Below are 25,590 nucleotides of genomic sequence, written 5' to 3'. Positions count from 1 at the left end.
AGCTGAGATATGGCGGAAAACGAAGACGGAACGGAAAAATCCGAAGAACCCTCCGAGAAAAAACTCCGGGATGCGCGAGAGAAAGGGCAGATTCCGCGTTCTAAAGAGTTAACGACGCTGTTGATGACGTTGAGCGCCGCCGTCTTTCTGTATCTGTATGGCGCTCAGATGATGAACGATTTTGAAACGCTCCTCACGCGCGGCTTAAGTTTTTCACGCGATGTCGCTTTCGATCAGAAAAAGTTGGCCGATCTGATCATCGCCATTATGATCGAAGGCATTTTGATGATCCTGCCTTTCCTTCTGCTGATGCTGTTCATTGCCATTGTCTCCCCGATGTTGCTCGGTGGCTGGGCGTTCAGTACCAAGGCGATGGCGCCGTCGTTTTCCAAACTCAGTCCGATCAAAGGCATTAAGCGGATATTCTCTGCCCAGGCTCTGATGGAGCTTTTCAAAGCTTTGGCTAAGTTTTTGCTCGTGATCAGTATGGCGACGGCTTTTCTGTATATGATTTTTTCGGAAGTGCTGGGACTGGGCGTCGAACCAAAAGATTTCGCGTTGGCGCACTCCGGGAAAATCATTGTTGAGGCGTTTATTTTTGTCAGTCTCTCGCTGCTGGTGGTTGCGCTGGTTGATGTTCCTTTCCAGCTCTGGAATCATAACCGTCAGTTGAAAATGACCAAGCAGGAAGTCAAGGAAGAGTTTAAACAGCAGGAAGGGAATCCGGAAGTCAAAGGGCGGATTCGTCAGGTGCAGAGGGAGATGTCTCAACGGCGTATGATGCAGAAAGTGCCGGAAGCGGATGTTGTCATTACCAACCCGACACACTTTGCCGTTGCACTGAAATACGATCCTGAAAATATGAGTGAACCGGTGGTGGTTGCCATCGGCAGTGACTTTATGGCCGCTCAGATCAGAACGATCGCTCAGGAGCATAATATTATGGTGGTAGAGGCCCCACCACTGGCAAGGGCTTTGTACTATAATGCCGAAGTCGATCAACCGATTCCTTATGATCTCTTTAAGGCGGTGGCGGCGGTACTGGCGTATGTGTTCCAGCTTAAGGAACACGGCAGCGCACAGGATGTTGATTTCCAGAATCTACCGATTCCGGAGAATGTGCGAACTGAATAAATCTTGGCGTAGCTATTGCTGCGCCCAGGAGACATAGGTATTTGGATTAAATAAATGGATTTCAGTCAGATATTGAACAGTATCAAGCAGGGGTGGAGCAAAAGCATCGCCGTGCCTTTTGCCGTGCTGGCTTTGCTGGGGATGGTTACGATTCCGTTGCCGCCTTTTATGCTGGATATCTTTTTCACCTTCAATATCGCACTGTCGCTGGTGGTTTTGATCGTAACCCTGTATGCCAAGCGTCCGCTGGATTTCGCCATTTTTCCGACCATTATTCTGGTCGCGACCCTTTTCCGACTCTCGTTGAATATCGCCTCTACCCGCGTCATTCTGCTGGAAGGTCACCAGGGCGGTAACGCCGCCGGTAATGTTATCGAGGCCTTCGGGGAATTCGTTATCGGCGGAAACTATGCGGTGGGTCTGGTCGTTTTCGCCATTCTGGTCGTCATTAACTTTGTGGTTATCACCAAAGGTGCCGGGCGTGTCGCTGAGGTTAGTGCTCGATTTACATTGGATTCCATGCCGGGTAAACAGATGGCGATCGATGCGGATTTGAACGCCGGATTGATCACGCAGGAAGAAGCGCAGTTGCGCCGTTCCGAGATTGCAACCGAAGCGGAGTTTTACGGTTCGATGGACGGTGCCAGTAAATTCGTGCGCGGCGACGCCGTTGCCGGTCTGGTTATTTTGTTTATCAACCTGATCGGCGGTTTTGCCATCGGGGTCGGGCAGCACCAACTGAGCTTCGGCGAGGCGGCCGAAATCTATACCATCCTGACGTTGGGCGATGGTCTGGTGGCGCAAATTCCGGCGCTGTTGTTGTCGACGGCGACCGCGATTATTGTTACCCGCGTTACCGGCGGCGATAAAAAAGATATGGGCGAACAGATGCAAATGCAGATGTTCTCCAACCCGAAAGCCTTGGGGACAACCGCCGGGGTCATCGGTTTTATGGGCTTAATTCCGGGGATGCCGAATGCGGCCTTTCTGACTTTTGCCGGTGTTGCCGGTGCCGGCGCTTACCTGATTCATAAGCGGCAGGAGGAAGAGGCGGCCAAACCGGTTGAAGGGACGGTTCCGCAGAGCGAAGAGGCGGAGAAACCCAAAGACCTTAGCTGGGATGATGTACAGGCCGTCGATGTCCTTGGGCTGGAAGTCGGTTATCGCCTGATTCCTATGGTTGATCAGAGTCAGAACGGTCAACTGCTGGATCGTATCAAAGGCGTGCGCCGTAAAGTCTCCCAAGAGCTCGGCTTTCTGGTGCCGCCGGTACATATTCGCGATAATCTTGACCTGAAACCGAATCAGTATCGGATTATGCTGATGGGCGTAGAGTCCGGAGAGGGGGAGATTTTTCCGGATAAGGAACTGGCGATCAATCCGGGACAGGTTTTCGGCGAAATTGCCGGCATCAAGACGAAAGATCCCGCTTTCGGACTGGAGGCGGTTTGGGTTGTGCCTGAGAACCAGGATCAGGCGCAGGCATTGGGGTATACTGTCGTGGATGCCAGTACGGTCGTTGCGACTCATGTCAGTCAGTTGATTCAGGACTATTCGTACGAGTTGCTCGGTCACGATGAAGTCCAGCAGCTTCTGGACAAGTTGAAGCAGTCATCGCCGAAACTGGTGTCCGAATTGATTCCGGATAAACTTTCTCTGGCGACGCTGGTGAAAGTGCTTCAGAACCTGTTGCAGGAGAAGGTTGCTATCCGCGATATGCGTACGATACTGGAAACCTTGACCAGTAAGTCGGACATCAGTAAAGATGCTGCGGAATTAACCATGGCGGTTCGTACCGCATTGGGCCGATCGATCGTTCAGCAGCTGGTGGGGAACGAAGGCGAACTGAAAGTGATCACATTAGACCCAAGTCTGGAACAGATATTGCTGCAAGCAACTCAAGGCGCTCCGGAGGGACAGTTAGCGGTCGAACCGGGCCTTGCGGAACGTTTGCACGGCACTCTCAAAGAGGAGTCGCAGAAAATTGAAGTGAACGGACAGACGCCGGTTCTGCTGGTTGCACCGCAGATTCGCGCTCAGTTAGCGCGCCTTTTCCGTTACAGCCTGCCTAGTCTGGTGATTTTGGCGTATTCGGAAGTGCCGGAAAATCGACAGATCAGTGTGGTCGCGAATGTAGGACAAGGGGGATAGATGCATATCAAACGCTATTTTGCGCCTAACATGCGTCAGGCGATGAACGCAGTCCGCGACGCACATGGAGACGACGCTGTCATTTTGTCGACAAAAGAGACGGCGGAGGGTGTCGAAATCGTGGCAGCCCTCGATCCGGAAGCGATGGCTTATCAGCAGGCGGAAAAAGAGCGCCCGGAATCCTCCGGGTACTATACCGAAAGTTCGCGTATGTCCTCGACCGAGCGCTCGCAGGTCGCTTTTGACGGCCATAACTCCTCTGCGATGCAAGCGCCTGAACTGCAGAAGATGGCAGAAGAGCTTAAACAGGTCCGCAGCCTGCTGGAAAACCAGGTTACCAGCCTGGCTTGGGGGCAGGAAGAGCTGGCCAATCCGGAAAAGATCGCCTTATTGAAGCGTCTGATGGAACTCGGTTTCGGTTGGGAGTTGAGCCAGAGTCTGATTGCCAAAGCGAGCGAACAGAATTCTTTGGAGTGGTCGTCCATTCTGGGTTTACTGGAACAGAAGATCACATCGGATGAACGGGATCTTCTGGATCGCGGTGGGATTGTCGCGCTGGTCGGGCCGACCGGGGTCGGTAAAACGACTACCATTGCCAAGCTGGCCAGCCGCTTTGTCATGCGCCATAGTCCGGCCGATATCGCTTTGGTGACCACCGACAGTTACAAGATTGGTGCTCAGGCGCAGTTGAAACTGTTTGCCGACCTGATTCAGGTTCCGGTGCATTTGGCGAATACTCAGGGGGAGTTATACAGTCTGCTGACCTCGCTGGCCAACAAAAAACTGGTGTTGATCGATACCGCCGGGATGAGCCAGAAAGATCTGCAGCTTTCCCGTCAACTGACGTCCGGACATCATGGCGTCAATATGGTGAGAAATTATCTGGTGATGTCGGCCGCAACGCAGTTGAGTGTAATGCGCGATATTGTCCGCTCCTTCGGCGAGATCGTCCTCAAAGGATGTATCCTGACGAAACTCGACGAGGCGACGCAATTGGGGAATGTGTTGACGGTATTATTGGAATCCAATCTGCCGATCGGTTATTTGAGTACCGGGCAGAGAGTCCCGGAAGATTTGGAAATGATCCGTCCGCGGGATTTGATCGATCGTGCGATCGTTCTCGGACAACAGAATAAACAGAATATTGATGAGCAAAGCTTCCGTTTGGGAATGGCTAAGGAGATCTCGAATGCTCAATGATCAGGCGGCAGGTTTAAGAAATCTGCACACACAGCACAAGGCAAATCAAACGCAGGAGAAAGAGGCACAGCAGCCGAATCAATCGACTATGCAGAGAGCAGCAGGCACACAAAAACCGATTCGAGTGATTGCCGTCGCCAGTGGAAAGGGTGGTGTCGGTAAAACGAATGTATCCGTTAATCTGGGAATTTCTCTGAGCAAAATGGGCAACAGGGTGTTGCTGATGGATGCGGATATGGGCTTGGCGAATGTTGATATCATGCTCGGACTGCATACCGAATATAACCTGTCGCATGTGCTTGACGGCCAGAAAACGCTGCGTGAAGTCATTCAGGAAGGTCCTGGCGGGCTTAAAATTATTCCGGCGGCCTCCGGTGTTAAACGGATGGCGCAATTGAATGCGATGGAAAATGCCGGGATTATCAATGCTTTCAGCGAACTGGCTGACGATTTGGACGTTTTGCTGATCGATACGGCCGCCGGGATCGCCGACAGTGTGGTCAGTTTCTGCCGTGCTGCGCAGGAAGTGATTGTCGTGGTGACCGACGAACCGGCTTCGATTACCGATGCCTACGCGTTGATTAAGGTGCTTAACCGTGATTACAAGGTGTCGCGTTTCCGTCTGTTGGCGAATATGGCTCGAACACCGGAACACGGTAAGCAATTGTTTGATAAATTATCCAGAGTGACGGAACAGTTTTTGGATGTATCGCTGGATTATTTCGGCGCGGTGCCTTTTGATTATTCCTTGAAAGACGCCGTCCAGAAACAGATCCCCGTGACGCTATACCGTCCGAACAGTCTGGCCGCGAAATCTTTTGAATCCATGGCGCGCAGTGTTGAGCGCTGGCCGATTTCCAAAGATGCCAGCGGCTATTTACAGTTTTTTGTCGAGAACCTATTTCAGGGAAGTTAACCGATCATGACCGGGGCGCACATCTACGAACAGGTACAGAAGCAAGCTCAGCCGAAGGTGAAAAACCTTGAGGATTATCTTCCTCTGGTGAAACGCATTGCTTACCATCTCAAGGGCCGTTTGCCGGACAGTGTTCAGGTCGATGACTTGATTCAGTCGGGTATTATCGGGCTGATTGAGGCGTTGCAGAAGTTCAGTGATAATCACGGCGCCAGTTTCGAAACCTATGCCGGTATCCGTATTCGCGGTGCGATGCTGGATGAAATCCGCAAGGGAGACTGGACGCCGCGTTCGGTGCACCGTAAATCGCGTGAGATCAGTGAAGCGATCAATGTGGTTGAATCGCGTCTTGGTCGCGAAGCGCATGATCATGAAGTGGCTGAAGAGTTGGATGTGAGTCTCGAGGAGTATCACAAGGCTTTGTACGACACTAATTCGGCTCAGTTGCTGTCGATTGACCAACCGGATCATGACGAGCTTGCCGAAGATCGCATGGTTGGAAACGGTCAGACGCCGCTTCAGGAATTAGCCAACGATAATTTCCAGCAAGCGCTGGCCGAAGAGATCGAGAATCTCCCGGAAAAAGAGAAACTGGTGATGGCTCTGTATTATGACGAGGAATTGAACCTCAAAGAGATCGGACAGGTTTTGGATGTCAGCGAATCGCGGGTTAGTCAGATTCATTCGCAGGCGATAAAACGCATCCGCGCACGTATGGATGCCTGGCTGTGATAGAATCAGCAAAATTTTTATGGAATATAAATGAAAGTAAGGAAAGCAGATGCAAATTAATCGAGATATGAATATTTTGGTTGTTGACGATTTTTCGACAATGCGTCGAATCGTTAAGAATTTGCTTAAAGAGCTTGGTTTTAGCAAGTTTGACGAAGCGGATGACGGTGCGACCGCCTGGCCGATGATTCAGTCCGGGAAATACGATTTTATTGTCAGTGACTGGAATATGCCGGAGATGACCGGAATCGAGCTTCTGCGCCGTGTTCGTGCCGATGCGCAATTAAAAGATACACCGTTTCTTTTGATTACCGCCGAAGCCAAACGCTCACAGATTCTGGAAGCGGCTCAGGCCGGTGTTGACGGGTATATTGTCAAGCCGTTCACTGCGGCGACTCTTAACGAAAAAATTCAAAAAATCTTCGAGCGCGTCGCTCAACGTCAGCAAGCTTAATAATTCTTATAATAAATACAGATCGAGCCTGTCCTTTCCAGGCTCAATGCGGGTTGTTTGCTGTTCTTCCCATAACCCTCAGGAATTTAATTGATGACTCAAGCCTCCCAGAATAACCCTCAACTCGTTTTGGCCAAAGATCTGGTTAAAGCGCTGGAATCCGGTGATCAGGCGACTGCCCGCGTATTGACCCAACAGCTCTCCGCCCAAGATGACAAATCCATCTATCAGGAAGTTTCCTCTCTTACCCGTGATCTGCATCAGACTCTGGACGAACTGGATCATTTACCGCTTCTGATGCAGACCAAACACGATATCCCGGATGCCGCCGAGCGTTTGCAGTACGTTCTTGATACGGTCGAGGAGGCCAGTGACAAGACATTGACCAGTGCCGAAAACAGTCTGGCTCTAATTGAGCAGGTTATGGGACAAAATCCGTCGAGCGATATTGCGGCCGCGCTGCAACGTCTGCAAGACGAATTGAATAATATTATGCTGGCGCAATCTTTCCAGGACCTGACCGGTCAGGTTCTGAATCGTGTGATTTTAATTATCTCTTCGCTTGAACAGAGCTTGATCGCGCTGATTCAGGATGCCGGTCACGACTACAATGCGATTCCGGATAAACCGAAATCGGAACAGGAGCTTGAGAAGGGAATCGGTCCGAATGTCACGCGCGAATCCAAAAAAGAATCGGTCGCTTCGCAGGACGATGTGGATGACCTTCTGAGTGATCTTGGTATTTAGTCCTAAAAACTCTGTTTGGCATATTGATTGCTGAATCATTCCTAATAAGAAATTATTGCCGGTTTTCAGGCAATGGAAGAACGCAAGGCGAGCAGCGTAACCGGTTTGCCGTGCTTCTCAAGTTTTAACAGAGGGTATGATCGTGGATGAAGAAATTTTAAGCGACTTTTTGGTCGAAGCATCTGAGTTGGTTGACCAGTTGAACGAGCAGCTGGTTGAGCTTGAACAGTCTCCGACCGATGCGGATTTGCTTAATGCCGTATTTCGCGGTTTTCATACGGTCAAAGGCGGCGCCGGTTTTCTGGGGATTACGCCGCTGGTCGAAGTTTGCCACAGAGCGGAAAACGTCTTTGATAAGATCCGTAATGGCGACGTTTCCTATGATGCGGTTGCAGCAGATGTTATTCTGCGGGCGTTTGACGTCATTTCCGATTCAATTGAAGCTTTGAATGCCGGTGAACGTGATCTTCCGGAAAACGATCCGCAGCTATTGGCTGAACTTGATCAGTTGACCAAAGGCGCTGCTGCCGAGCCGGAACTTGTGCAGCCAGCCCCTCAAGCGGCTGAACCTGTTAAAGATGTCTCTTTACAGCTTCCGGAAGGGGTTGATCCGGATGGTGAAATTACCGACGACGAATTTGAGGCGCTATTAAATCAGCGTGATTTCCTCCTCGGCGATGCGGATCAGCCGGGTGCATCGTCGCAACCGGAAAATGTCAGACTTGAATTACCGGAAGGTGTGGATCCCGACGGTGATATTACCGATGACGAGTTTGAGGCTCTGTTAAATCAGCGTGACCAACTCCAGCAATCTTCAGCGGCGCAAGACGCTTCATCAACTGTCGAATTGAAATTGCCCGAAGGCGTGGATCCTGATGGCGAAATTACCGACGACGAATTTGAAGCCTTGTTGAATCAGCGCGATCTGATGTTGCATGATGAGGATACGCTCGATATTCCTCCGGCAAAAGCCGTGCAACTTTCTTCAGCTCCGGCGGCGCCCGCAGCGCAAGCAACGCCATCACCGGCTCCGAAGAGTAACAGCAGTACGACTCCCAAACCGCTGGCCAAGAGTAACCCCGAATCTACCGTTCGTGTCGATACCCGCCGACTGGATGAAATTATGAACCTTGTCGGAGAACTGGTTCTGGTGCGCAACCGTCTTTTGACTCTGCGCGGCAGCAGTGGCAGTTCGGAAGAGATTTCGAACGCAGTAGGGAATTTAGATCATGTTACCACTGACCTGCAGGCTTCGGTGATGAAAACCCGAATGCAGCCGGTTAAAAAAGTCTTCGGCCGTTTTCCGCGTGTTGTCCGCGATCTGGCAAGAAAGCTCGGCAAAAAAATCGCTCTCGAGCTTAAAGGTGAGGAAACCGATCTGGATAAGAATCTCGTCGAAGCCCTGGCCGATCCTTTGGTTCACCTGGTTCGTAACTCTGTGGATCATGGCGTTGAAATGCCTCAGGATCGCATTGCTGCCGGTAAGCCGGAAACCGGTCAGGTGATTTTGGCTGCGGAACAGGAAGGCGATCACATTCTGCTGTCAATTACCGACGATGGAAAAGGGATGGACCCGGATGTCCTGCGCCGAAAAGCGGTCGAAAAAGGACTGATGGACGAGGTTGCGGCGAATCAGTTGGATGATAAATCTGCGTTTGAACTGATTCTTTCCGCCGGTTTTTCGACGGCCGAACAGATCAGCGATATTTCCGGCCGTGGGGTCGGTATGGATGTGGTCAAAAATATGATCACCAAGCTTAACGGCAGTATCGATATTCATTCGGTTCTTGGGCAGGGTACGCAAATCAGTATCAGAGTGCCTTTGACCTTGGCTATTCTGCCAACGTTAATGGTCGCATTCGGTGAAGACAGCTATGCGATTCCGTTGACCAGCGTGCAGGAAATTTTCGATTATGACGCTTCGAAGACTAACAAAATTGACGGTCAGAGAATGGTGCGTTTGCGTGATAAAAGTATTCCGTTGTTTTTCCTTGATGACTGGTTGTCGCCGGGAAGCAGCAAAGAGAGTTATGACGACGATAAAGTCGTGATTGTTTCCATCGGGAATCAGAGGGCCGGACTGGTGGTCGATCAGGTAAATGGACAGGAAGAGGTCGTGATCAAACCTTTAGGGGTTATGTTGAAGAAGCTTTCTGGTTATGCCGGAGCGACCATTACCGGTAACGGTAATATTGCATTGATTCTGGATCTCCCCGGTGTGATTCAGCGCTTCCAGTATTAGTCATAAAGAATTTGAGGTGATTTATGCAAGTAAGCGGTAGTAGAGGATTCGTTAATAATGTCTCGATCATGAACGATATGGATGAAGAAGACTTTATGGGGCCGAGCGTCCGTTGTGTGATGTTCGCTCTTGAGAATGAGATCTACGGAATACAAGTGAGCAAGATTCGTGAAGTTTTGCGCGTCGGGCAGATCAGATCGGTTCCAGGGGCAAACCGTCAGGTTTTAGGCGTAATCAATGTCCGTGGGGTGATTGTTACCGTAGTCGATACGCGGATTATGTTCGATATGATGCCGAAAGAGATCGATGATCTGTCACGGATCATTATTGTCGAGCTGGATGACGAGCGGACGGTGGGGATGCTGGTGGACTTTGTGATGGAAGTTAAAGATATTCCCGAGAAGAAGTTTGAAGCGCTTTCATCGACAAAAGATAATGCCTCGCGCCATATTCAGGGGATTGCCCACTATCAGGACAGTGTCATTATTCTGGTCGATGTGGATACCATTTTTGCCAATCACGAATAAATTCGTCACGACTTCGCTATAAATCTTCCGACTTACGCGGCAGTTCTTTGCCGCTGACTTCATACGCAAACAGAAGAACCTGTGCCACTGCTGCATAGAGCTTTTCCGGAATTTCCTGATCCAACTGAACCTGACCGAGTAGAGCGACCAGTTCGCTGTCCTGCTGGATCGGGATATGGTGTTCTTTTGCGGCCTGAATAATCTCTTCGGCAATATAGCCTTGGCCTTTGGCGGTCACTTTAGGCGCGCCGTCTCCGTCGTATTGCAGAGAAACCGCTTGCGGTGGCGTATTTGTGGAGGAGGGCATTGCTGTGCCGGTATGGCTGAGAAAAGTGGCGGGGGGTTAGGCGTTCAAGCGCAGGATTGCACTCAAGCCCAGTTTATCGGCGGAAGTAACCAGAGTTTCAGATGGCGATTCCCAGCGAATGCTTTTTCCGTTGGTTTCAGCGGTTTGAATCAGCATCAGCAAGGATTGCAGTCCGGCAGTGTCAATCGTATCAACTGCCGCAGCATCGATGATAATGTCGTTTTCCGCTTCATTGAACTGGGCGTTCAGTTGCGAAAACTGTTCTTCAATCTGGTTAATGATCAGACTGTCGTTCAAAGTAATGGTAGAACTCATCACTAAATCCTTTATCAGGTCAATTAAATGGCAGTTTCGCAACCGGCAGGAGTTAAAGGACGCGTCCGATAACCGAAAGCAGTTTTTCAGGGCTGAAAGGTTTAACGATCCAGCCGGTCGCACCCGCTTCTTTACCTTTGGTTTTCATGTCGCCGGAGGATTCCGTTGTCAGACATAGAATCGGTGTGAACTTGTAGTTCGGCATTGCGCGCAATGCGGTGATTAATTCAATGCCATTCATATTCGGCATATTGATATCAGTGACTACGAGATCGAATTGGTTTTGTTTGGCAATATCCAATGCTGCTAAGCCGTCTTCCGCTTCCGTGACGTCGTGTCCGGCCGATTTCAGGGACATGCTAACCATCTGTCTCATTGATTTTGAATCATCCACTGCTAAGATTTTTGACATCCTAATCTCTCTTTTTGCTTTCAATCAAATGATTTTTATTGTCGTATGATACGGGCCTTAAAACAAGGCCTATTCAATATTAAGCGATTTTTTTATCGCCGATAGAATGCCGTCGTTAATCAACTGGTCGATATGCAGGATAATGACCATTTTATCCCCCACCGTAGCCAATCCTTTGACGTATTCCGTGTTGATCGTGCCTGACATCGACGGGGCAGCCTGTAGCGTCTGCTGGCTGACCGAATGTACATCCGATACGCCGTCAACCACCATGCCGATAATCTTGTGACTGCCGTTGGTGTCTTCGGCGCGAACGATCACCACGACGGTCGAGTCGTTATAGGTGATGTTATCCAGCCCGAAACGGACTCTGAGATCGACGATCGGCACAACCGCGCCACGAAGGTTGATGACCCCCATGACATAGTCAGGTGTATTCGGAATGTCGGTGGTTTTTTCCCAGCCTTTTATTTCCTGTACTCTCAGGATATCGACGCCATATTCTTCATTCCCCAGAACAAAACTTAAAACCTGATCATCATCGGAGTGGCTTTGATCAATCTGTTCCTGAATATCGTCCAGGTTTTTTTCCGCGTTTTCCATGCGCAAAACTCTTTTAGTAATGGGATTTAGGGTAAATTAACCGATTACCCACTAAAGGTCTAGGGGTATAACGGAACTGAATGAAAATTTATCAGGCGACTTGATTTGCCACAAATTACGCCAGAGGCTAGGAACCGTCAGATATGAATATCGATCAGGGCGACTCTTTGTCCCTGTTTGCTTTGTTCTGGCGGTGAGGGCAGTAGACGCAGATGGACGCTTTGCAGATCCAGAGCTTCGAATAAGTCATGCAATTCGGTGATCTTGCTTTCGATTCGCTTGCCAAGGGTATCGTTTTGGCACCAGATGCCGCAGTATAAATTCTCTTCGGCGTCAAAGCTGATTTTGCTTTTCAGTTCACCGTCAGAGGTCTGCAGATTGACAAAAACCTCCCAGCGATTGCCTTTGTCCGTGCGTTTTTTTCTGAATTCCAACTGATCATCGATAGTTTGTGGATTGGGTGGGGCGAATTCAAAACCGATCACCGCTGGATTCTGGTACAGTTGCAGCTGATTGAGGGTGATTTTGCTGATTGCCTGATCGCTTAATTTGCTGGCCAGTTGCGTTGCGGCATTCTGTACACCGCTACTTTGCTGGGCCAGTTGTTTGAATTGCAGGAATTGGGCTTTGAGATCTTGTTTGGGGGTGTTGCCGTCGGACTTCCCCAGCAGCAGTTTGGATTCCAAGAACAGTCCACTGTTATTGAGCTGGTTTTTCAGATCGTTGCCTGTATTTGCGCTAAGCGGTTTACGCAGTTGTTCGAGTAAAGCGGTCAGCGGTGGTTGTAGCTGACTGGGCAGTTGGTTCAAGAGTTGTGTCAGTTGTTGACTAATCTGACCGAGAGGTTGCTGATTGACCAGGTGTTGACGGATTGCAGCCTGAATCACCTCCTGCGAAGAGGCGGTTAATTGCGGGCGTTGGGCGATAGCCAGAACCAGAGACGGTTGAGTTTGCTTGACGCTTAATTGTATCTCGCCTGTCTGCAGTCCGCTGACGGTTGTGTTGGCCGTGAATACATTTTGTCCTACGCGCAACGTCACTTCCTGACCGTTAATTTTTTCAATCGAAGCGTTAAGTATCTGCCCGGTTTTAAGGGAGGCGAGCAGAGATTTCTGGAGGTCCGGAGCTAGTTGACTTGAGTTAAGATTGTGGGTGATTGTGAGCATTATTAACCCCGGATTTTAAGGTTTTTGTCAAAATTATCCCATTAAGCGGCCATTAGCGGCCGTTTGGATACGTAGAGCTTGTCGAAAAGCGATCTCGAATAACGACTCGAATAATCTTTCGCAAGCATACCATTCAACGTTAACGGAGCAAAATCCGTTAACTAGGCATTGAGAGGACGGGTAAATATCATGGATGAGCGCGAGTTTGTATTTACCGATAAAGAATTCGATAAGATAAAAAAGATTGTTTACGACTTTGCCGGAATCGATCTGAATGAATCCAAAAAGAATCTGGTATATAACCGGCTGGCGAAACGAATTCGCTTTTTGGAGAAACAAAGTTTCAAAGAGTATCTGGATTTTGTCGATAAGCAGGGTGAGGAAGAATTCGTTCATCTAATCAATGCGATTACGACCAATCTGACCTTCTTTTTCCGCGAAAACCACCATTTCGAACATTTGGCACAGACGGTCATTCCGGAGTTGCTGGAGAAAAATGCCGACAAACGTAAGATACGGGTCTGGTCTGCAGGCTGCTCGACCGGAGAAGAACCTTATTCCATTGCCATTGTTCTCAAAGAAACGGTGCCGGCTGGCTGGGATGCGAAAGTGATTGCGACCGATCTGGATTCGAATGTGGTTCAGACGGGGGTTAATGGTGTCTATAATGTCGATCGTTTGAAAGGGATGGATCTGGATCGTAAAAAACGTTGGTTTTTGAAAGGCACCGGCGCGCGTGAAGGTTTTGCCAAGGTGAAAAAAGAGCTGCAGGATATTATCGAATTTTCCCAGCTGAATCTGATGGCGGATTGGCCTATTCGCGACGCGATCGATGTGATCTTTTGCCGTAATGTGGTTATCTATTTTGATAAACCGACCCAGGCGCGGCTGTTCGACCGCTATGCCGACCGTCTGCCGAACGGCGGCTATTTGTTTGTCGGTCATTCGGAATCGCTGTATAACGTCTGTGACCGGTTTGAATTGTTGGGTAAAACGATTTATCGCAAAATCAGTTGATAAACGTGCCGATTTAAATGGTTTTTGGCGTGATAGAAAATTGAAAAGGAATTTCATATGTCGGTAAAAGTATTGATTGTCGATGACTCCGAGCTGGTCAGAAAAATGCTATCCGAGATGCTCGGTTCCGATCCGGAAATCGAGGTGGTCGGAACGGCTTCCGATCCGTATGACGCACGTGAAAAAATCAAACTGCTGCATCCGGATGTGCTGACGCTGGACGTAGAGATGCCGAAAATGGACGGCGTGACGTTTTTAAAAAACCTGATGCGTTTGCACCCTTTGCCGGTTGTCATGATTTCGACGTTGACTGAAAAGGGCGCGGATGTGACTTTTGAAGCGATGGATCTCGGAGCGGTTGATTTTGTTACCAAGCCGAAAATCGATCTCCATCATACCTTCGAAGACTACGCTTTCGAGATCAGACGCAAGGTTAAGACTGCATCTAAAGTAAGCCGTTACATGCTGGAGCGCCAGTATGCACGCTATGTTTCCAATCAACAGCGCCAGCCGACGGTGGCAACAGTTTCCTCTCCGGAAAAATATACCGCCGACGCCGTGTTACCGAAAAAGACGCCGTCCGTTTCCAGAGCCTCAACAGGCTTTAAGTTAATCGCGTTAGGTTCTTCAACCGGTGGGACTGAGGCGATTAAGGAAATTTTATTGCGTTTGCCAGCCGATTCGCCGCCTATCGTGATTACTCAGCATATTCCGGCGGCATTCAGTGCGCCTTTCGCGAATCGTATGGACAGCATTGCAGCCATGACGGTACATCATGCCGAAGACGGTATGCCTATTGAAAAAGGGCATGTGTATGTCGCGCCGGGTGATAAACATTTATTGGTTATGCGCGAGGGAACTCGTCTGGTTTGTCGCTTAAATGACGGGCCGCCGGTTAACCGTCATAAGCCTTCCGTGGATGTGATGTTTCGTTCAGTTGAACAGGCGGTGGGAACCGGGGCAGTTGGTGTGATTCTAACCGGGATGGGCGCCGACGGTGCTCAAGGTCTTAAAGATCTGCATGAACTGGGCGTTAAAACGGTTGCCCAGGACGAGAAAACCAGTGTCGTGTGGGGAATGCCGGGCGAATCGGTCAAAATCGGCGCGGTCGACTTTGTTTTGCCATTAGAGCAGATTGCGCAGAAAATTCTTGAGCTCGGGAGCCGTTAACCGCTGTTACCGGTAATGCTATACGGTAAATCTGTACCGTTTATTGACGGTTACTTGTCTTAGAGTTGCCGCTGTACGAAAGATGCGGGCCTGCAACGTATCGCTTTTCGCGAATCCAGAGTGATCGTATTAAGAATAAATGTTTAATTTTAAATGGCATAATCCGTGCTTCGTCTTACTCGTTGACAAAAGAAGCTTATTTAAGCCGGATATAAAAGGAAAAATGTCATGCTCGATTTAGCCAGAGCCTATTGGATACCCTTGACGGTAACCTTATTGGCCATTGTTTTAAGCTTGTCTGAGAACACGGTTGTCAATATCCTGATGATTGTTGTGCTCTCCATAAGCTGGTTTTTGGTAGCGGCAAATCTTGCCAAGCAAGAGGAGCGGCAGTTAAAAACGCTACGTCGACGCCAGGCGTTGCAGGAAGCGGCAGGCACATCAATGTCCGCCTCTTCTTCTCAAGTTGCTGAGGCCGTGTTGAAAGCGACTACCGCGGATGAGACGCTGCAGGTAGTGATGAAAGATGTGGATGCGGTAATCGAGCGCGAGGTGGAAGTTGTCCGCGGTGAATTGGTTCAGGTGAAAGATCTGGTCGCCGAAGCGATTGAGACTCTGAACAGCAGTTTTTCTGGCTTGCATCAGCAGACGCGTGCGGAATACGAACTGGTGCTTTCGCTGTTAGACAATCTCGGTGGCGAGGGCAGTAATCAGATGTCGATTCAGAAGTTTTCTTCTGAAATCAAATCGGTACTGCAGTATCTGATCGATCTTCTGACCAATGCTTCCGAGCGCAGTAAAGAGACCGTCGATAAAATCGATGATATGGTCGGTCAGATCGAGGCGATTTTTAATCTGCTTGAAGATGTTAAAGGGATTGCCGATCAGACGAATCTTCTGGCGCTTAATGCGGCGATTGAGGCTGCACGTGCCGGTGAAGCAGGGCGCGGTTTTGCCGTGGTCGCCGACGAAGTCCGCAAACTGTCGTTGAATTCCAATATCCTCAATGAGCAGATTCGTAAACAGGCGGAAAAAGCGCGCACGACGGTTGATCAGGTGCGTAATATCGTCAGCGAAACCGCCAGTAAAGACATGGAACATGCCGTTTCTTCGCAGCATAAGGTTAGCGGTATGCTGGGCGACCTGTCGGCAATGAACGACGGTATCTCGTCAAAACTGGGCGATGTTTCCGGAATGATTACCGAAATCGAAACCAGTGTGTCCAATGCAGTCCGTTCCCTTCAGTTTGAGGATATTGTCCGTCAGTTGGTTGAGCAGACGATGAATCATTTGGAACAGTTGAATCAATTCTCTAGAGAAATCGGTGAATTCCTCGAGCAGAATCAAGCGCAGCCGGCACAAAGTGAAGAAGAATATCGTCAACGTATTGATCAGTTCCGCGAGAAAATTCACGCTAAACGACAGATGATTGAGGAATCTCGTATGAGTCGGGTGAATACCGAGTCAATGGATGAAGGTGAAATCGAACTCTTCTAAAAATAAGCAATCTTTATAGAGATTTGACTTAAGCCCCGTTTATTTCGGGGCTTTTTGTTTTATCGGCCCTTAACGGACTTCCATGTTCCCCATATGGGTGTTCCAGAAGCTACCGAAAATCAGACTGAAAAAGATACCGGTGGCAAATACGATATACCAGTAACGGCGCATTTTTTTTGCGGAATCACTTTCATTTTCCGGCCGGTCTTTAAAGAAAATAATCATAAAACCGATCGCGGAGATAAAACCGGCGATATTGGCGAAATAGTGGTTTTGGGTCAGCAGTGAGGCGATGCCTAACATCAGAATACCGGCATAAGTCGCTAATAAGGTTCGCATAGTGTTTAATGTCTCCATTGTCTTTTTCGTGGCACTATTGTAGTGAATAAAGTCCGCGTTTGGGTAAATTCTGGAAAACAGGAGAGAAGATAAAATGGCATTTTACCACTTTGCTTTTTACGTTCCCGAATCGCACCTGCAGGAGGTCAAGCAGGCGATTTTCGATGCGGGGGCGGGTATTCAGGGAGATTATCGTCATTGCGCATGGCAGGTTCAAGGGCAAGGGCAGTTCGAGCCGCTGGAAGGCAGTCAGCCATTTATCGGTGATCAAGGACGTCTTGAAGTCGTGCCGGAATATAAAGTTGAGGTCTATGTTGCGCAGCAGAAGATCAAAGCGGTTTTGCAGGCTTTTTTTGCCAGCCATCCGTATGAAGAACCGGCTTACTATCTCATCGAAAGCATGGACGCAAGAGATTGTCTGGATTGATGTCAATTGTCAGGAAATCTTGATCTATTATAAAAATAACTTATTGATGTTGTGTGGGTGGGGATAAAAATATGTAGTTAAGTATGTATAATCTGTTGAGTCATTAAGAATTTATTCATACTTTTTAATATTAGAGGATGTTGATATCTGGTTCGTATTCGATTACTATGACAACCGTTGTTTCATTACAACACTCCTCTAAAAGAGCTAAGATTGTTCCCCTTATATGGAACCCCCCAAATAAATTCTTGTAAGTTGTTTGGGGCTTTTTTTCCCACGACTCTTATTCTTTTCTTTACCGAATCTATTTTCTCTACAGCTTGTTCTTCGCTGTTAAGCTATTTTTTTACGCATAAAAAAACCTCCCTAAATCATAAGATTTAAAGAGGCCTGTTGGTTTTGCGGACGGATTAGTTGTTACTCTTTTCCGAAAGAGATCAGTTCGATAGTGAAAAGCAGTGTTTCGTTCGGGCCGATCATATCGCCGGCGCCTTTTTCTCCATAGGCCAGTTCCGGCGGAATCACCACTTCCCATTTATCTCCTGGTTTCATTCTCTGCAGAATTTCTCCCCAGCCTTTAATGACGTCGGATGTTTGGATCCTTAATGCGCGTCCACGCTTATAGGAGCTGTCAAAGATTTTTCCGTTGATAAACTTTCCTTCGTAGTGCGCGAAGATGCTGTCTTCAGGTGTCGGGGACTGGCCTTCTCCCTGTTGCAGAACCTTATATAAGATACCACTCTGAGTCTCTAACACACCTTCCTGCGCAGCGTATTTCTGACGGAAATCTTTTCCTGCCTGGGTATTCTTTTCTGCCTGAATTTTTCTCTGTGCTTCTTGTTCGGCCTGCATTATTTTTTTAGCTTCCATGACCGCTGTATTCATCTCTTCCGGAGTCAAAGCCAGCGATCGTTGTTGTAAAGCATCGTCCAAGCCCATTGCCAAGGCTCGAGCATCGATTTTGAGGCCTTGTTTCGCCAGGTTTTTGGCGAGATCGACGCCGAGTGTATAGCTGGCCTTCTGTTCGATGGTGGTCAATTCTGCTTGAATTGTCGGAGCGGATTGAGTGTGCTCGTCGGCCTGAGTCAGGGAAGGGTGGGTAATGAAACTGAATGCGGCAAAAACCGTCATCGGTAAACGCATGTCGATTCCTTTTTTGAATGTTGAAAATTTTAGTAAAGACAATAAAAAACCACCGTTTAAGGTGGTTTTTGACCGGTTCGAATTTATTCCTGATTATCCAAGTATTTTTCCGCATCCAGTGCGGCCATACAACCGGCTCCCGCCGAAGTGATTGCCTGTTTGTAATGCTGATCCATTACGTCACCGGCAGCAAAGACACCTTCGATGGATGTCTGGGTCGCGTTGCCCTGTAATCCGCTCTGTACTTTCAGATAGCCGTTTTCCATTTCCAGCTGGCCGTCGAAGATACCGGTGTTCGGAGTGTGCCCGATGGCGATAAAGACGCCGGCAACATCAAGTTCTTTGCTCTCACCGCTTTGATTGTTCTTGATGCGCAATCCGGTGACGCCCATATTATCGCCCAGTACTTCTTCCAATTCGGAATGGAATTCGATTTTGACATTGCCGTTTTCCGCTTTTTCCATCAGGTGCTTGGCAAGAATTTTTTCGGATGAAAATTGGTCACGTCGGTGAATGACGGTAACTTCGGACGCGATATTCGAAAGATACAGCGCTTCTTCAACAGCGGTGTTCCCTCCGCCGACGACAGCGACTTTCTTATTACGATAGAAGAAACCGTCGCAAGTTGCACACGCGGAAACCCCTTTGCCTTTAAAGGCTTCTTCAGATTCCAGACCAAGGTATTTTGCCGTGGCACCGGTGGCGATAATCAGTGCGTCGCAAGTATATTCTCCGCTGTCACCGATTAATTTAAACGGTTTCTGGGTCAGTTCTGCCGTATGGATATGATCGAAAAGAATTTCCGTGCCGAAACGTTCCGCATGCTTCTGCATGCGCACCATTAGATCCGGGCCGGTAAGGCCTTCAGGATCGCCCGGCCAGTTATCGACTTCCGTCGTTGTCGTCAGCTGACCGCCTTGCTGCATACCGGTAATCATCACCGGTTCAAGATTCGCGCGGGCAGCGTAAACCGCGGCGGTATAGCCTGCAGGACCTGAACCTAAAATAAGAAGCTTACAGTGTTTTGCTGACATAGAAATTCCTTTAAATTTTATGCGTTTGGTTGTTGAACAATTCCGTGAGAACAGTGATTTGTATCATGAAATGGTATGGATTGCCATTTTACATGTGATCTTGGTACTTTTCTCTTTAGGAAAACTGCGCATAGCCTTAAAATTTCCGAAGAGTATGGTGCCTCCTGGATCGGAAGCGGAAAACATTAGGAGTTATTCGCAGGTTTCCAAGGTTAATGTGCTAGAATTTTAGCAGTTTTCCGGGGCCTATTGATGTTTTCTGACGGCTTTCACAACCGCTTTTTTGATATTCGATTTGTAAAATTGTGACGCAATTTTTCGGATAAAAAATCAGGAGCCGGGTGAGCGTTTTAAGCAATCGATGGAGCCGTCGTACGGCCGTGACAATAGACACGCAACAGGCGTTCGAGCGGTTGTTTGCCATTTACGGACTTCACTCAGCAGGAAAACGGAGAGGGCGTTCTCTGCCCGAGAAAATTGTTCATTTGATGAGAAAGTGAAAGTAGATACTGTGCCATTAGATCAAACCAGTCGTACTGCGATTAAAATGTCTGCCGCACGTCGCAAGAGCGCGGCCATGAAAGCGAAAGTTAAAGACAAGCCGCTTGGAGATACGGAGGAAGGCGTGCAGGATGGTATTGCCGATCAGGATCGAATGACGGCTGAACTCAGCGATACGCTAAGGGAGGCTGAGAAGTATGCCAAACCTTCTGGTGTCGGCATGTCCTACTCTTGGGTGTTTAAAGATGTTGTTCTGATTTTCTGCATTCTGTTTGCGGTTTTTCTTACCATTGTTCTAGTCGGTTACCATCAGGACGATCCTGGATTCAATTCATCCTCAATGAGCAGTGAAATTCAGAATTACGGTGGCAAGACCGGAGCATGGATCTCTTCTTTCCTACTTGCGGTATTCGGTGTGTTTGCTTATCTCATCCCGGTCGGAATTTTGCTCGCCGGCTGGTTCACACTGCGTCTACCCTTGCGGGAGGATGAAGGTGAGATCGATTTTTATCGTTTCTTTTTCAGCCTGCTCGGCGTTCTGCTGATGGTCAGTGCCGGCGCAGGTATGGCGAACCTGTTTCTGCATCCGGAAGTTTTTTCCAACGAGTTGCCGTTTTCTCCGGGCGGTATCTGGGGCAAGGTGTTGAGTAACCAGTTGGTCGAGTCTATGGATCTTCTGGCAACGACCTTGATTCTGCTGGGAACTTTCGCCATCTCCATCAGTCTGCTATTGAGTCAGTCGTGGCTGACGATTCTTGAGGTGACGGGACGTCTGACGCTGAATCTTATTGAGTGGAGCAAACAGCAGTGGCAGAACCGAGTCAACGAATCCGAAAAATGCCAAAAATTAATCTGCCGTGTGCGAGATGCTTTGTTGCCTTTTGCCCGCGAAAAAGGAGTTACGGCTGTGGATTTCTCCGCTGCTGAAGAGGCATCGCCGGTTAAAAACGTTAAGATCCTTAGAAATGAGTCGAATGCTGAAGCCTCTTCAACCTCTCAGGATAAACCGGATTCCAACAATAGCCGTCTGCAAGGCGTTAAATCGGCTCTGTTTAATACTTTGAACGGTCTGAAAAATAGAGGAAATCCGACGGCGCATCCGATTGTCGAAGATAAAGTTATGCCGCCGATCAATCCGGATGATCCTCTACCGCAGCCGGCTCAGAAGCCTGTGATACACAACGAATCCAAGCCTGAATCAAGATCCGAACCCAAAGCGGTAGAAGTTTCTGCGGATTCTTCACCTAAAGAAGGACTCCCTGAACAGGTGCCAACGCCACAGGATATGCAGGTTCAGTCTGACAATGCCGCGGCTTCTCAAGCAGCAACACAGTCTCCGGATGATTTTGAATTGACCCCTTATGTGGAAGAAGTTGAGGGGGGCGAGGTCAATGTGCCAAATGCTGCGCAAGCGACTGCGGATGTGGCCAAGCCCGGGCGTGAAGACGGTTCAACTCCGGAAGTAAAATCCTGTAATCGCGATCCGAGCGCTTATCATCAGCAGCATAATATGCAATTGCCTTCTCTGGAGTTGCTGGATCCTTACGAACCGGATGATGACGGCTTTAGCGAAGAGGAATTGACCGATCTGTCTTTACTGCTGGAACAACGTTTGGCCGAGTTCGGGGTCAAGGTAACGGTCGAGTCGGTGCAGCCTGGTCCGGTTGTGACCCGCTTCGAGATATTGCCGGCCCCAGGGGTCAAAGTGTCGCAGATCAATAATCTGGCTAAGGACCTGGCGCGCGTTCTTTCTGTTAAATCGGTGCGTGTCGTTGATGTCATTCCCGGGAAATCGGTGGTCGGGATCGAAATTCCGAACGAGAAACGCGAGATCGTCAGTTTCCGCGATGTTCTCTCTTCAGGCGAATTCCTGAAGTCGAAGTCGCCGTTGAGTATTGCGATCGGTAAAGATATTTCCGGAAAGCCTGTAGTGGCGGATATTGCCCGTATGCCGCACCTTCTGGTTGCAGGGACAACGGGTGCCGGTAAGTCAGTCGGGGTCAACAGTATGATCCTGAGTATGTTGTATAAGAGTACGCCGCAGGAAGTTCGTCTGATTATGATCGATCCGAAAATGCTTGAACTTTCGGTGTATGACGATATTCCGCATCTGCTGACGCCGGTGGTAACCGATATGAATGATGCAGCCAATGCGTTGCGCTGGTGTGTTTTCGAAATGGATCGCCGTTATCAGTTAATGGCCAAGATGGGTGTGCGTAATATCGCCGGCTTCAATATGAAAGTTCAGAAAGCGATCGACGAAGGCAATCCAATTATTGATCCGTTGCATCAGCAGGCGGCCTCTTTCGGGCATGATAAAGCCGAAGCGCCGCCGACCTTGTCGCCATTACCGTATATTGTGGTGGTGGTCGACGAATTTGCCGATATGATTATGGTGGTCGGTAAAGAGGTCGAGCAGTTGATCGCCCGTATTGCCCAGAAAGCGCGTGCTGCCGGGATTCACCTGATTCTGGCGACACAGCGCCCGTCGGTGAACGTTATTACCGGTTTGATCAAAGCGAATATTCCGACACGTATTTCTTTTATGGTTAATACCAAAATCGATTCCCGTACCATTCTTGACCAGGGAGGCGCCGAGCAACTTCTGGGAATGGGGGACATGCTTTATCTCGCGCCGGGCTCGGGTTCACCGAAACGTGTTCACGGCGCCTTTATGAGTGACGAGGAAGTTATCCGTGTCGCCGAGTTTGTTAAATCTCAGGGGGAGCCGCAGTATCTGCAGGCCATCACTCAGTCGGCGGAACCGGAAGAGACAGACAAAAGCGGCGGTCCGAAAAGTGCCGAAGACGACCCACTGTATGACCAAATCGTGAATTTTGCCATCGAAAACCGCAAAGTATCGGTATCGCTGATTCAACGGCAATTCTCGATTGGTTATAATCGTTCGGCGCGAATTGTCGAGGCGATGGAACGTTCCGGATTGATTTCAACTTCGAAAACCTCCAGCGGCCAGCGCGAAGTATTGGTCGGCGGAGACCATCTGCGCGAATAACGATATTTCTAGGAAGATTAGATGTTAAAACACTTGCTGAAAACGCTGCTACTCGGGGCGACGTTTCTTGCCGTACCGGCGTATGCTCATCCATTGCAGGATTTTGTCAATCAGTTGAAAACTTTCGAGGCGGACTTTTCTCAGACTCTGCAGGAAGAGGATTATCTGCAGTTCAACCAGAAGAGCGAAAAAGGGCATTTTAAGTTGTCCCGCCCGAGCAAGCTGGTTTGGGAGTATGCACCGAAAGATGGACAGAAAATTGTCGTCGACGGGGCGAATCTTTGGGTTTGGGATAAGGATCTGATGCAGGTCACTGTGCGCCCGATTGCCGAAGTGCAAGCGGATATTCCGCTCAGCTGGTTGCTGTACGATGAAAAAATCGAAGAGAAATTTGAAATTATCGATGCCGGAGAGCGTCTGGGTATGAATTGGTATAACCTTGAGCCGAAAAAGGGGACCTATTTCCAGAGCATCGAGATCGGTCTGAAGGATGGCGTGATGACCGAAGCCTGGTTGTATGAAGGGCCGGACAAGGTGACCAAAATCGTTTTCAGCAATATTCAGATCAATCAGCCGCTGGCCGAAGACAACTTCCGCTTTACTCTGCCGAAAGGGGCGGATCTGATCGGCGAGCCGATTCAGAACGGACTTTGAAGTCAATTATCGTGACCCACGTGAACAGTAAATCCTTGTATCAGCCCTTATCCGATCGTCTGCGACCACAGGCGTTGGAAGATTATATCGGTCAGAGTCATCTGCTCGGTAAGAACCGTGTGCTGACGCGTATGCTGCAATCGGGAAAACTGTATTCGCTGATTTTCTGGGGGCCTCCGGGGGTGGGTAAGACGTCTCTGGCACGTCTTTTAGCCAAACAGTCTGATTTGCAGTTTATCAGTCTTTCGGCCGTTCTTGACGGCGTCAAAGAGGTCCGTGCAGCTGTTGAACAGGCCAAGATGCAGCGTGAGCAGTTCAATCAGGGAACATTGTTGTTCGTGGATGAAGTACATCGTTTCAATAAAGCGCAACAGGATGCCTTTCTGCCTTTTGTCGAAGACGGAACTTTTGTATTTATTGGTGCGACCACGGAAAATCCGTCGTTTGAATTGAATAACGCTTTGCTCTCGCGCGCCAAGGTATTGGTTTTGCGCTCTCTTGATGAAGAGGAGTTGCATGAAGTTCTGCAAAAGGGGCTGAACAGATTGCAGAAGGACTTCAGCGAAGAGATGTCTGCTGAAGGGGGGAGCAAAGAGGTCGTTTTGAGTATCGAGCCTAAAGCCGCGGAAATGATGATTGGTGCCAGTGATGGCGATGCGCGTCGTCTGTTGAACTTCCTCGAACAGGTAATTGATTTTGTTGACTGGGCGCCTACAGATAATGGCTTGCAGGCTAATATTCAGGTGGCTCATGCCAAGGAAGTGATTCAAGGCGGCTTAAGACGTTTTGATAAGGGTGGCGAAGCTTTCTATGATCAGATTTCTGCTCTGCACAAGTCGGTACGCGGATCCGATCCGAATGCGGCACTTTATTGGCTGACCCGTATGTTGGATGGCGGCGTTGATCCGCGTTATCTGGCGCGCAGGTTGATTCGCATGGCCTCCGAAGAAATTGCCAATGCCGATCCGAAGGCATTGCAGGTAGCGGTTAATGCCGCCGAAGCTTATGAACGTCTCGGCTCTCCGGAAGGGGATCTGGCGTTGGCACAAGCGGCAACCTATCTGGCGGTCGCGCCGAAGTCGAACGCAGTGTATATGGGTTACAAGGCGGCATTGAAAGATATTAAACAGCATGGTTCTTACGAGGTGCCGTTGCATTTGCGTAATGCGCCGACCAAGTTAATGGCCGAACTGGATTACGGCAAGGAATATCGTTATGCGCACGATGAGCCGGAAGCCTTTGCCGCCGGTGAATGTTACTTCCCGGAAGAGATGGAAGAGCGAGGCTATTACCAGCCTGTAGAAAGAGGCTTGGAGATAAAAATTTCCGCTAAAATGAGGCATCTGCAAAACCTCAACCAGCAAGCGATTTATAAACGCCGTAAATAGAAGGCGGTAAACGGTTTAGAGACTGAACTGAGTCAACGGCAAAGGGGATCTTATGAGTATTTGGAGTTGGTGGGCGATTGCCGCCGGTGGCGCTCTCGGTGCAGTAGCGCGCTTTGCCGTTTCGCATCAGGTTTATGTTTGGTTCGGGCGTGACTTCGCCTGGGGAACCTTGGCGGTAAATGTTGCCGGATCCTTTGCCATGGGGTTGCTGGCCGTCTTATTGATTGATAAATGGTCGCTGTCGAACGAATGGCGTTCGTTTATTCTGGTTGGTTTTTTGGGGGCCTTTACCACCTTCTCAACGTTTTCTTACGAAACGATGCAGTATATTCAGGTCGGTGAAATGACCAAGGCGGTGGCAAATATGGCGCTCAGTCTGATTTTGACCTTGAGCGCCGTCTGGCTCGGCATGATCGGCGGCAGACAGTTTTTGGCTTCCTAGCGCCGTAAGCATTGGGAAGCATTCGGTTTGAAAATGATTTGTTTGAAATTTTACTTAGG

General features: G+C 49.1%; 25 protein-coding genes. 17 read left to right on the top strand and 8 right to left on the bottom strand.

What is annotated here, in order from left to right:
- Positions 1-9 precede the first annotated feature (9 nt).
- The 9 genes from flhB (at position 10) to HQN79_RS08105 (ending at position 10,103) form a co-directional block, all read left to right on the top strand.
- Positions 10-1,134, top strand: coding sequence for a flagellar biosynthesis protein FlhB (gene flhB, locus HQN79_RS08145; protein ID WP_173285447.1), 1,125 nt, complete (start codon positions 10-12; stop codon positions 1,132-1,134).
- Positions 1,135-1,188: 54 nt separating this feature from the next.
- Positions 1,189-3,285 carry a flagellar biosynthesis protein FlhA gene (gene flhA, locus HQN79_RS08140; RefSeq protein ID WP_173285445.1) on the top strand — a complete coding sequence of 699 codons (2,097 nt, stop codon included), beginning with the start codon at positions 1,189-1,191 and terminating at the stop codon, positions 3,283-3,285.
- Positions 3,286-4,485, top strand: coding sequence for a flagellar biosynthesis GTPase FlhF (gene flhF / locus HQN79_RS08135; RefSeq protein ID WP_173285443.1), 1,200 nt, complete (start codon positions 3,286-3,288; stop codon positions 4,483-4,485).
- A complete protein-coding gene (locus HQN79_RS08130; protein WP_173285441.1) occupies positions 4,475-5,401 on the top strand; it encodes a MinD/ParA family protein in 927 nt (308 codons plus the stop codon). Before flhF ends, HQN79_RS08130 begins: the two co-directional genes overlap by 11 nt.
- A gap of 6 nt (positions 5,402-5,407) precedes the next feature.
- Positions 5,408-6,133, top strand: a complete 726-nt coding sequence (locus HQN79_RS08125) for an RNA polymerase sigma factor FliA (RefSeq protein WP_173285439.1) — start codon at positions 5,408-5,410, stop codon at positions 6,131-6,133.
- A gap of 49 nt (positions 6,134-6,182) precedes the next feature.
- Positions 6,183-6,587 (top strand): chemotaxis response regulator CheY, encoded by a 405-nt coding sequence (locus HQN79_RS08120; protein ID WP_243755394.1) that lies wholly within the window; start codon positions 6,183-6,185, stop codon positions 6,585-6,587.
- 93 nt (positions 6,588-6,680) lie between these two features.
- A complete protein-coding gene (locus HQN79_RS08115; RefSeq protein WP_173285437.1) occupies positions 6,681-7,334 on the top strand; it encodes a protein phosphatase CheZ in 654 nt (217 codons plus the stop codon).
- 136 nt (positions 7,335-7,470) lie between these two features.
- On the top strand, positions 7,471-9,576 hold the full coding sequence (locus tag HQN79_RS08110; protein ID WP_173285435.1) for a chemotaxis protein CheA: 2,106 nt from the start codon (positions 7,471-7,473) through the stop codon (positions 9,574-9,576).
- 23 nt (positions 9,577-9,599) lie between these two features.
- Positions 9,600-10,103, top strand: a complete 504-nt coding sequence (locus HQN79_RS08105; protein ID WP_173285433.1) for a chemotaxis protein CheW — start codon at positions 9,600-9,602, stop codon at positions 10,101-10,103.
- A gap of 16 nt (positions 10,104-10,119) precedes the next feature.
- Here HQN79_RS08105 and HQN79_RS08100 read toward each other — a convergent pair whose 3' ends face one another.
- From HQN79_RS08100 to HQN79_RS08080, 5 genes are all read right to left on the bottom strand, one after another.
- On the bottom strand, positions 10,120-10,410 hold the full coding sequence (locus tag HQN79_RS08100) for an EscU/YscU/HrcU family type III secretion system export apparatus switch protein (RefSeq protein WP_173285431.1): 291 nt from the start codon (positions 10,408-10,410) through the stop codon (positions 10,120-10,122).
- A gap of 36 nt (positions 10,411-10,446) precedes the next feature.
- A complete protein-coding gene (locus HQN79_RS08095; protein WP_173285428.1) occupies positions 10,447-10,725 on the bottom strand; it encodes an STAS domain-containing protein in 279 nt (92 codons plus the stop codon).
- A 52-nt stretch (positions 10,726-10,777) separates the two neighbouring features.
- Positions 10,778-11,137, bottom strand: a complete 360-nt coding sequence (locus HQN79_RS08090; RefSeq protein ID WP_173285426.1) for a response regulator — start codon at positions 11,135-11,137, stop codon at positions 10,778-10,780.
- Positions 11,138-11,206: 69 nt separating this feature from the next.
- Positions 11,207-11,740 (bottom strand): chemotaxis protein CheW, encoded by a 534-nt coding sequence (locus tag HQN79_RS08085; protein WP_173285424.1) that lies wholly within the window; start codon positions 11,738-11,740, stop codon positions 11,207-11,209.
- Positions 11,741-11,877: 137 nt separating this feature from the next.
- Positions 11,878-12,906 (bottom strand): hypothetical protein, encoded by a 1,029-nt coding sequence (locus tag HQN79_RS08080; protein ID WP_173285423.1) that lies wholly within the window; start codon positions 12,904-12,906, stop codon positions 11,878-11,880.
- Between the two features lie 189 nt (positions 12,907-13,095).
- On the opposite strand from HQN79_RS08080, the gene HQN79_RS08075 reads away from it, so the two are divergent.
- From HQN79_RS08075 to HQN79_RS08065, 3 genes are all read left to right on the top strand, one after another.
- Positions 13,096-13,923, top strand: coding sequence for a CheR family methyltransferase (locus HQN79_RS08075; RefSeq protein WP_173285421.1), 828 nt, complete (start codon positions 13,096-13,098; stop codon positions 13,921-13,923).
- Between the two features lie 57 nt (positions 13,924-13,980).
- Positions 13,981-15,093: a protein-glutamate methylesterase/protein-glutamine glutaminase gene (locus tag HQN79_RS08070; RefSeq protein ID WP_173285420.1), complete on the top strand. Its 1,113-nt coding sequence runs from the start codon at positions 13,981-13,983 to the stop codon at positions 15,091-15,093.
- A 228-nt stretch (positions 15,094-15,321) separates the two neighbouring features.
- Positions 15,322-16,590 (top strand): methyl-accepting chemotaxis protein, encoded by a 1,269-nt coding sequence (locus HQN79_RS08065; protein WP_173285419.1) that lies wholly within the window; start codon positions 15,322-15,324, stop codon positions 16,588-16,590.
- A 69-nt stretch (positions 16,591-16,659) separates the two neighbouring features.
- Here HQN79_RS08065 and HQN79_RS08060 read toward each other — a convergent pair whose 3' ends face one another.
- Positions 16,660-16,929: a hypothetical protein gene (locus HQN79_RS08060; protein ID WP_173285418.1), complete on the bottom strand. Its 270-nt coding sequence runs from the start codon at positions 16,927-16,929 to the stop codon at positions 16,660-16,662.
- Positions 16,930-17,023: 94 nt separating this feature from the next.
- Between HQN79_RS08060 and HQN79_RS08055 the strand changes: the two genes are divergently transcribed.
- Positions 17,024-17,356 (top strand): YqfO family protein, encoded by a 333-nt coding sequence (locus HQN79_RS08055; RefSeq protein WP_173285417.1) that lies wholly within the window; start codon positions 17,024-17,026, stop codon positions 17,354-17,356.
- 417 nt (positions 17,357-17,773) lie between these two features.
- On the opposite strand, the gene HQN79_RS08050 is transcribed toward HQN79_RS08055, so the two are convergent.
- Entirely contained in the window at positions 17,774-18,499 is a 726-nt protein-coding gene (locus HQN79_RS08050) for a BamJ family beta-barrel-assembly machinery protein (protein ID WP_173285416.1), read from the bottom strand.
- Positions 18,500-18,582: 83 nt separating this feature from the next.
- Positions 18,583-19,533: a thioredoxin-disulfide reductase gene (gene trxB, locus HQN79_RS08045; RefSeq protein ID WP_173285415.1), complete on the bottom strand. Its 951-nt coding sequence runs from the start codon at positions 19,531-19,533 to the stop codon at positions 18,583-18,585.
- A 511-nt stretch (positions 19,534-20,044) separates the two neighbouring features.
- Between trxB and HQN79_RS08035 the strand changes: the two genes are divergently transcribed.
- From HQN79_RS08035 to crcB, 4 genes are read left to right on the top strand one after another with little or no spacing between them, the layout of a single operon-like run.
- Positions 20,045-23,047 carry a DNA translocase FtsK gene (locus HQN79_RS08035; protein WP_238843338.1) on the top strand — a complete coding sequence of 1,001 codons (3,003 nt, stop codon included), beginning with the start codon at positions 20,045-20,047 and terminating at the stop codon, positions 23,045-23,047.
- Positions 23,048-23,068: 21 nt separating this feature from the next.
- Positions 23,069-23,701: an outer membrane lipoprotein periplasmic chaperone LolA gene (gene lolA / locus HQN79_RS08030; protein WP_173285414.1), complete on the top strand. Its 633-nt coding sequence runs from the start codon at positions 23,069-23,071 to the stop codon at positions 23,699-23,701.
- The gene (locus HQN79_RS08025) at positions 23,698-25,089 is read left to right on the top strand and encodes a replication-associated recombination protein A (protein WP_275284659.1); all 1,392 of its coding nucleotides are present in this window, start codon (positions 23,698-23,700) and stop codon (positions 25,087-25,089) included. The genes lolA and HQN79_RS08025 overlap by 4 nt, the downstream gene beginning before the upstream one ends.
- Positions 25,090-25,141: 52 nt before the next feature.
- The gene (crcB, locus tag HQN79_RS08020; RefSeq protein WP_173285413.1) at positions 25,142-25,531 is read left to right on the top strand and encodes a fluoride efflux transporter CrcB; all 390 of its coding nucleotides are present in this window, start codon (positions 25,142-25,144) and stop codon (positions 25,529-25,531) included.
- Positions 25,532-25,590 lie beyond the last annotated feature (59 nt).

Origin of the sequence: Thiomicrorhabdus xiamenensis (assembly GCF_013282625.1) — a bacterium.
Classification (GTDB): Bacteria; Pseudomonadota; Gammaproteobacteria; order Thiomicrospirales; family Thiomicrospiraceae; genus Thiomicrorhabdus; species Thiomicrorhabdus xiamenensis.
The sequence above is the reverse complement of the archived record's forward strand: the minus strand, read 5'-3'. Positions and strand labels throughout refer to the sequence as shown.

Bases quoted from the DNA above. Each gene is read 5' to 3' on its own strand.
- flhB (WP_173285447.1), top strand. From the start codon at position 10: ATGGCGGAAAACGAAGACGGAACGGAAAAATCCGAAGAACCCTCCGAG.
- flhA (WP_173285445.1), top strand. From the start codon at position 1,189: ATGGATTTCAGTCAGATATTGAACAGTATCAAGCAGGGGTGGAGCAAA.
- flhF (WP_173285443.1), top strand. From the start codon at position 3,286: ATGCATATCAAACGCTATTTTGCGCCTAACATGCGTCAGGCGATGAAC.
- HQN79_RS08130 (WP_173285441.1), top strand. From the start codon at position 4,475: ATGCTCAATGATCAGGCGGCAGGTTTAAGAAATCTGCACACACAGCAC.
- HQN79_RS08125 (WP_173285439.1), top strand. From the start codon at position 5,408: ATGACCGGGGCGCACATCTACGAACAGGTACAGAAGCAAGCTCAGCCG.
- HQN79_RS08120 (WP_243755394.1), top strand. From the start codon at position 6,183: ATGCAAATTAATCGAGATATGAATATTTTGGTTGTTGACGATTTTTCG.
- HQN79_RS08115 (WP_173285437.1), top strand. From the start codon at position 6,681: ATGACTCAAGCCTCCCAGAATAACCCTCAACTCGTTTTGGCCAAAGAT.
- HQN79_RS08110 (WP_173285435.1), top strand. From the start codon at position 7,471: ATGATCGTGGATGAAGAAATTTTAAGCGACTTTTTGGTCGAAGCATCT.
- HQN79_RS08105 (WP_173285433.1), top strand. From the start codon at position 9,600: ATGCAAGTAAGCGGTAGTAGAGGATTCGTTAATAATGTCTCGATCATG.
- HQN79_RS08100 (WP_173285431.1), bottom strand. From the start codon at position 10,410: ATGCCCTCCTCCACAAATACGCCACCGCAAGCGGTTTCTCTGCAATAC.
- HQN79_RS08095 (WP_173285428.1), bottom strand. From the start codon at position 10,725: ATGAGTTCTACCATTACTTTGAACGACAGTCTGATCATTAACCAGATT.
- HQN79_RS08090 (WP_173285426.1), bottom strand. From the start codon at position 11,137: ATGTCAAAAATCTTAGCAGTGGATGATTCAAAATCAATGAGACAGATG.
- HQN79_RS08085 (WP_173285424.1), bottom strand. From the start codon at position 11,740: ATGGAAAACGCGGAAAAAAACCTGGACGATATTCAGGAACAGATTGAT.
- HQN79_RS08080 (WP_173285423.1), bottom strand. From the start codon at position 12,906: ATGCTCACAATCACCCACAATCTTAACTCAAGTCAACTAGCTCCGGAC.
- HQN79_RS08075 (WP_173285421.1), top strand. From the start codon at position 13,096: ATGGATGAGCGCGAGTTTGTATTTACCGATAAAGAATTCGATAAGATA.
- HQN79_RS08070 (WP_173285420.1), top strand. From the start codon at position 13,981: ATGTCGGTAAAAGTATTGATTGTCGATGACTCCGAGCTGGTCAGAAAA.
- HQN79_RS08065 (WP_173285419.1), top strand. From the start codon at position 15,322: ATGCTCGATTTAGCCAGAGCCTATTGGATACCCTTGACGGTAACCTTA.
- HQN79_RS08060 (WP_173285418.1), bottom strand. From the start codon at position 16,929: ATGCGAACCTTATTAGCGACTTATGCCGGTATTCTGATGTTAGGCATC.
- HQN79_RS08055 (WP_173285417.1), top strand. From the start codon at position 17,024: ATGGCATTTTACCACTTTGCTTTTTACGTTCCCGAATCGCACCTGCAG.
- HQN79_RS08050 (WP_173285416.1), bottom strand. From the start codon at position 18,499: ATGCGTTTACCGATGACGGTTTTTGCCGCATTCAGTTTCATTACCCAC.
- trxB (WP_173285415.1), bottom strand. From the start codon at position 19,533: ATGTCAGCAAAACACTGTAAGCTTCTTATTTTAGGTTCAGGTCCTGCA.
- lolA (WP_173285414.1), top strand. From the start codon at position 23,069: ATGTTAAAACACTTGCTGAAAACGCTGCTACTCGGGGCGACGTTTCTT.
- crcB (WP_173285413.1), top strand. From the start codon at position 25,142: ATGAGTATTTGGAGTTGGTGGGCGATTGCCGCCGGTGGCGCTCTCGGT.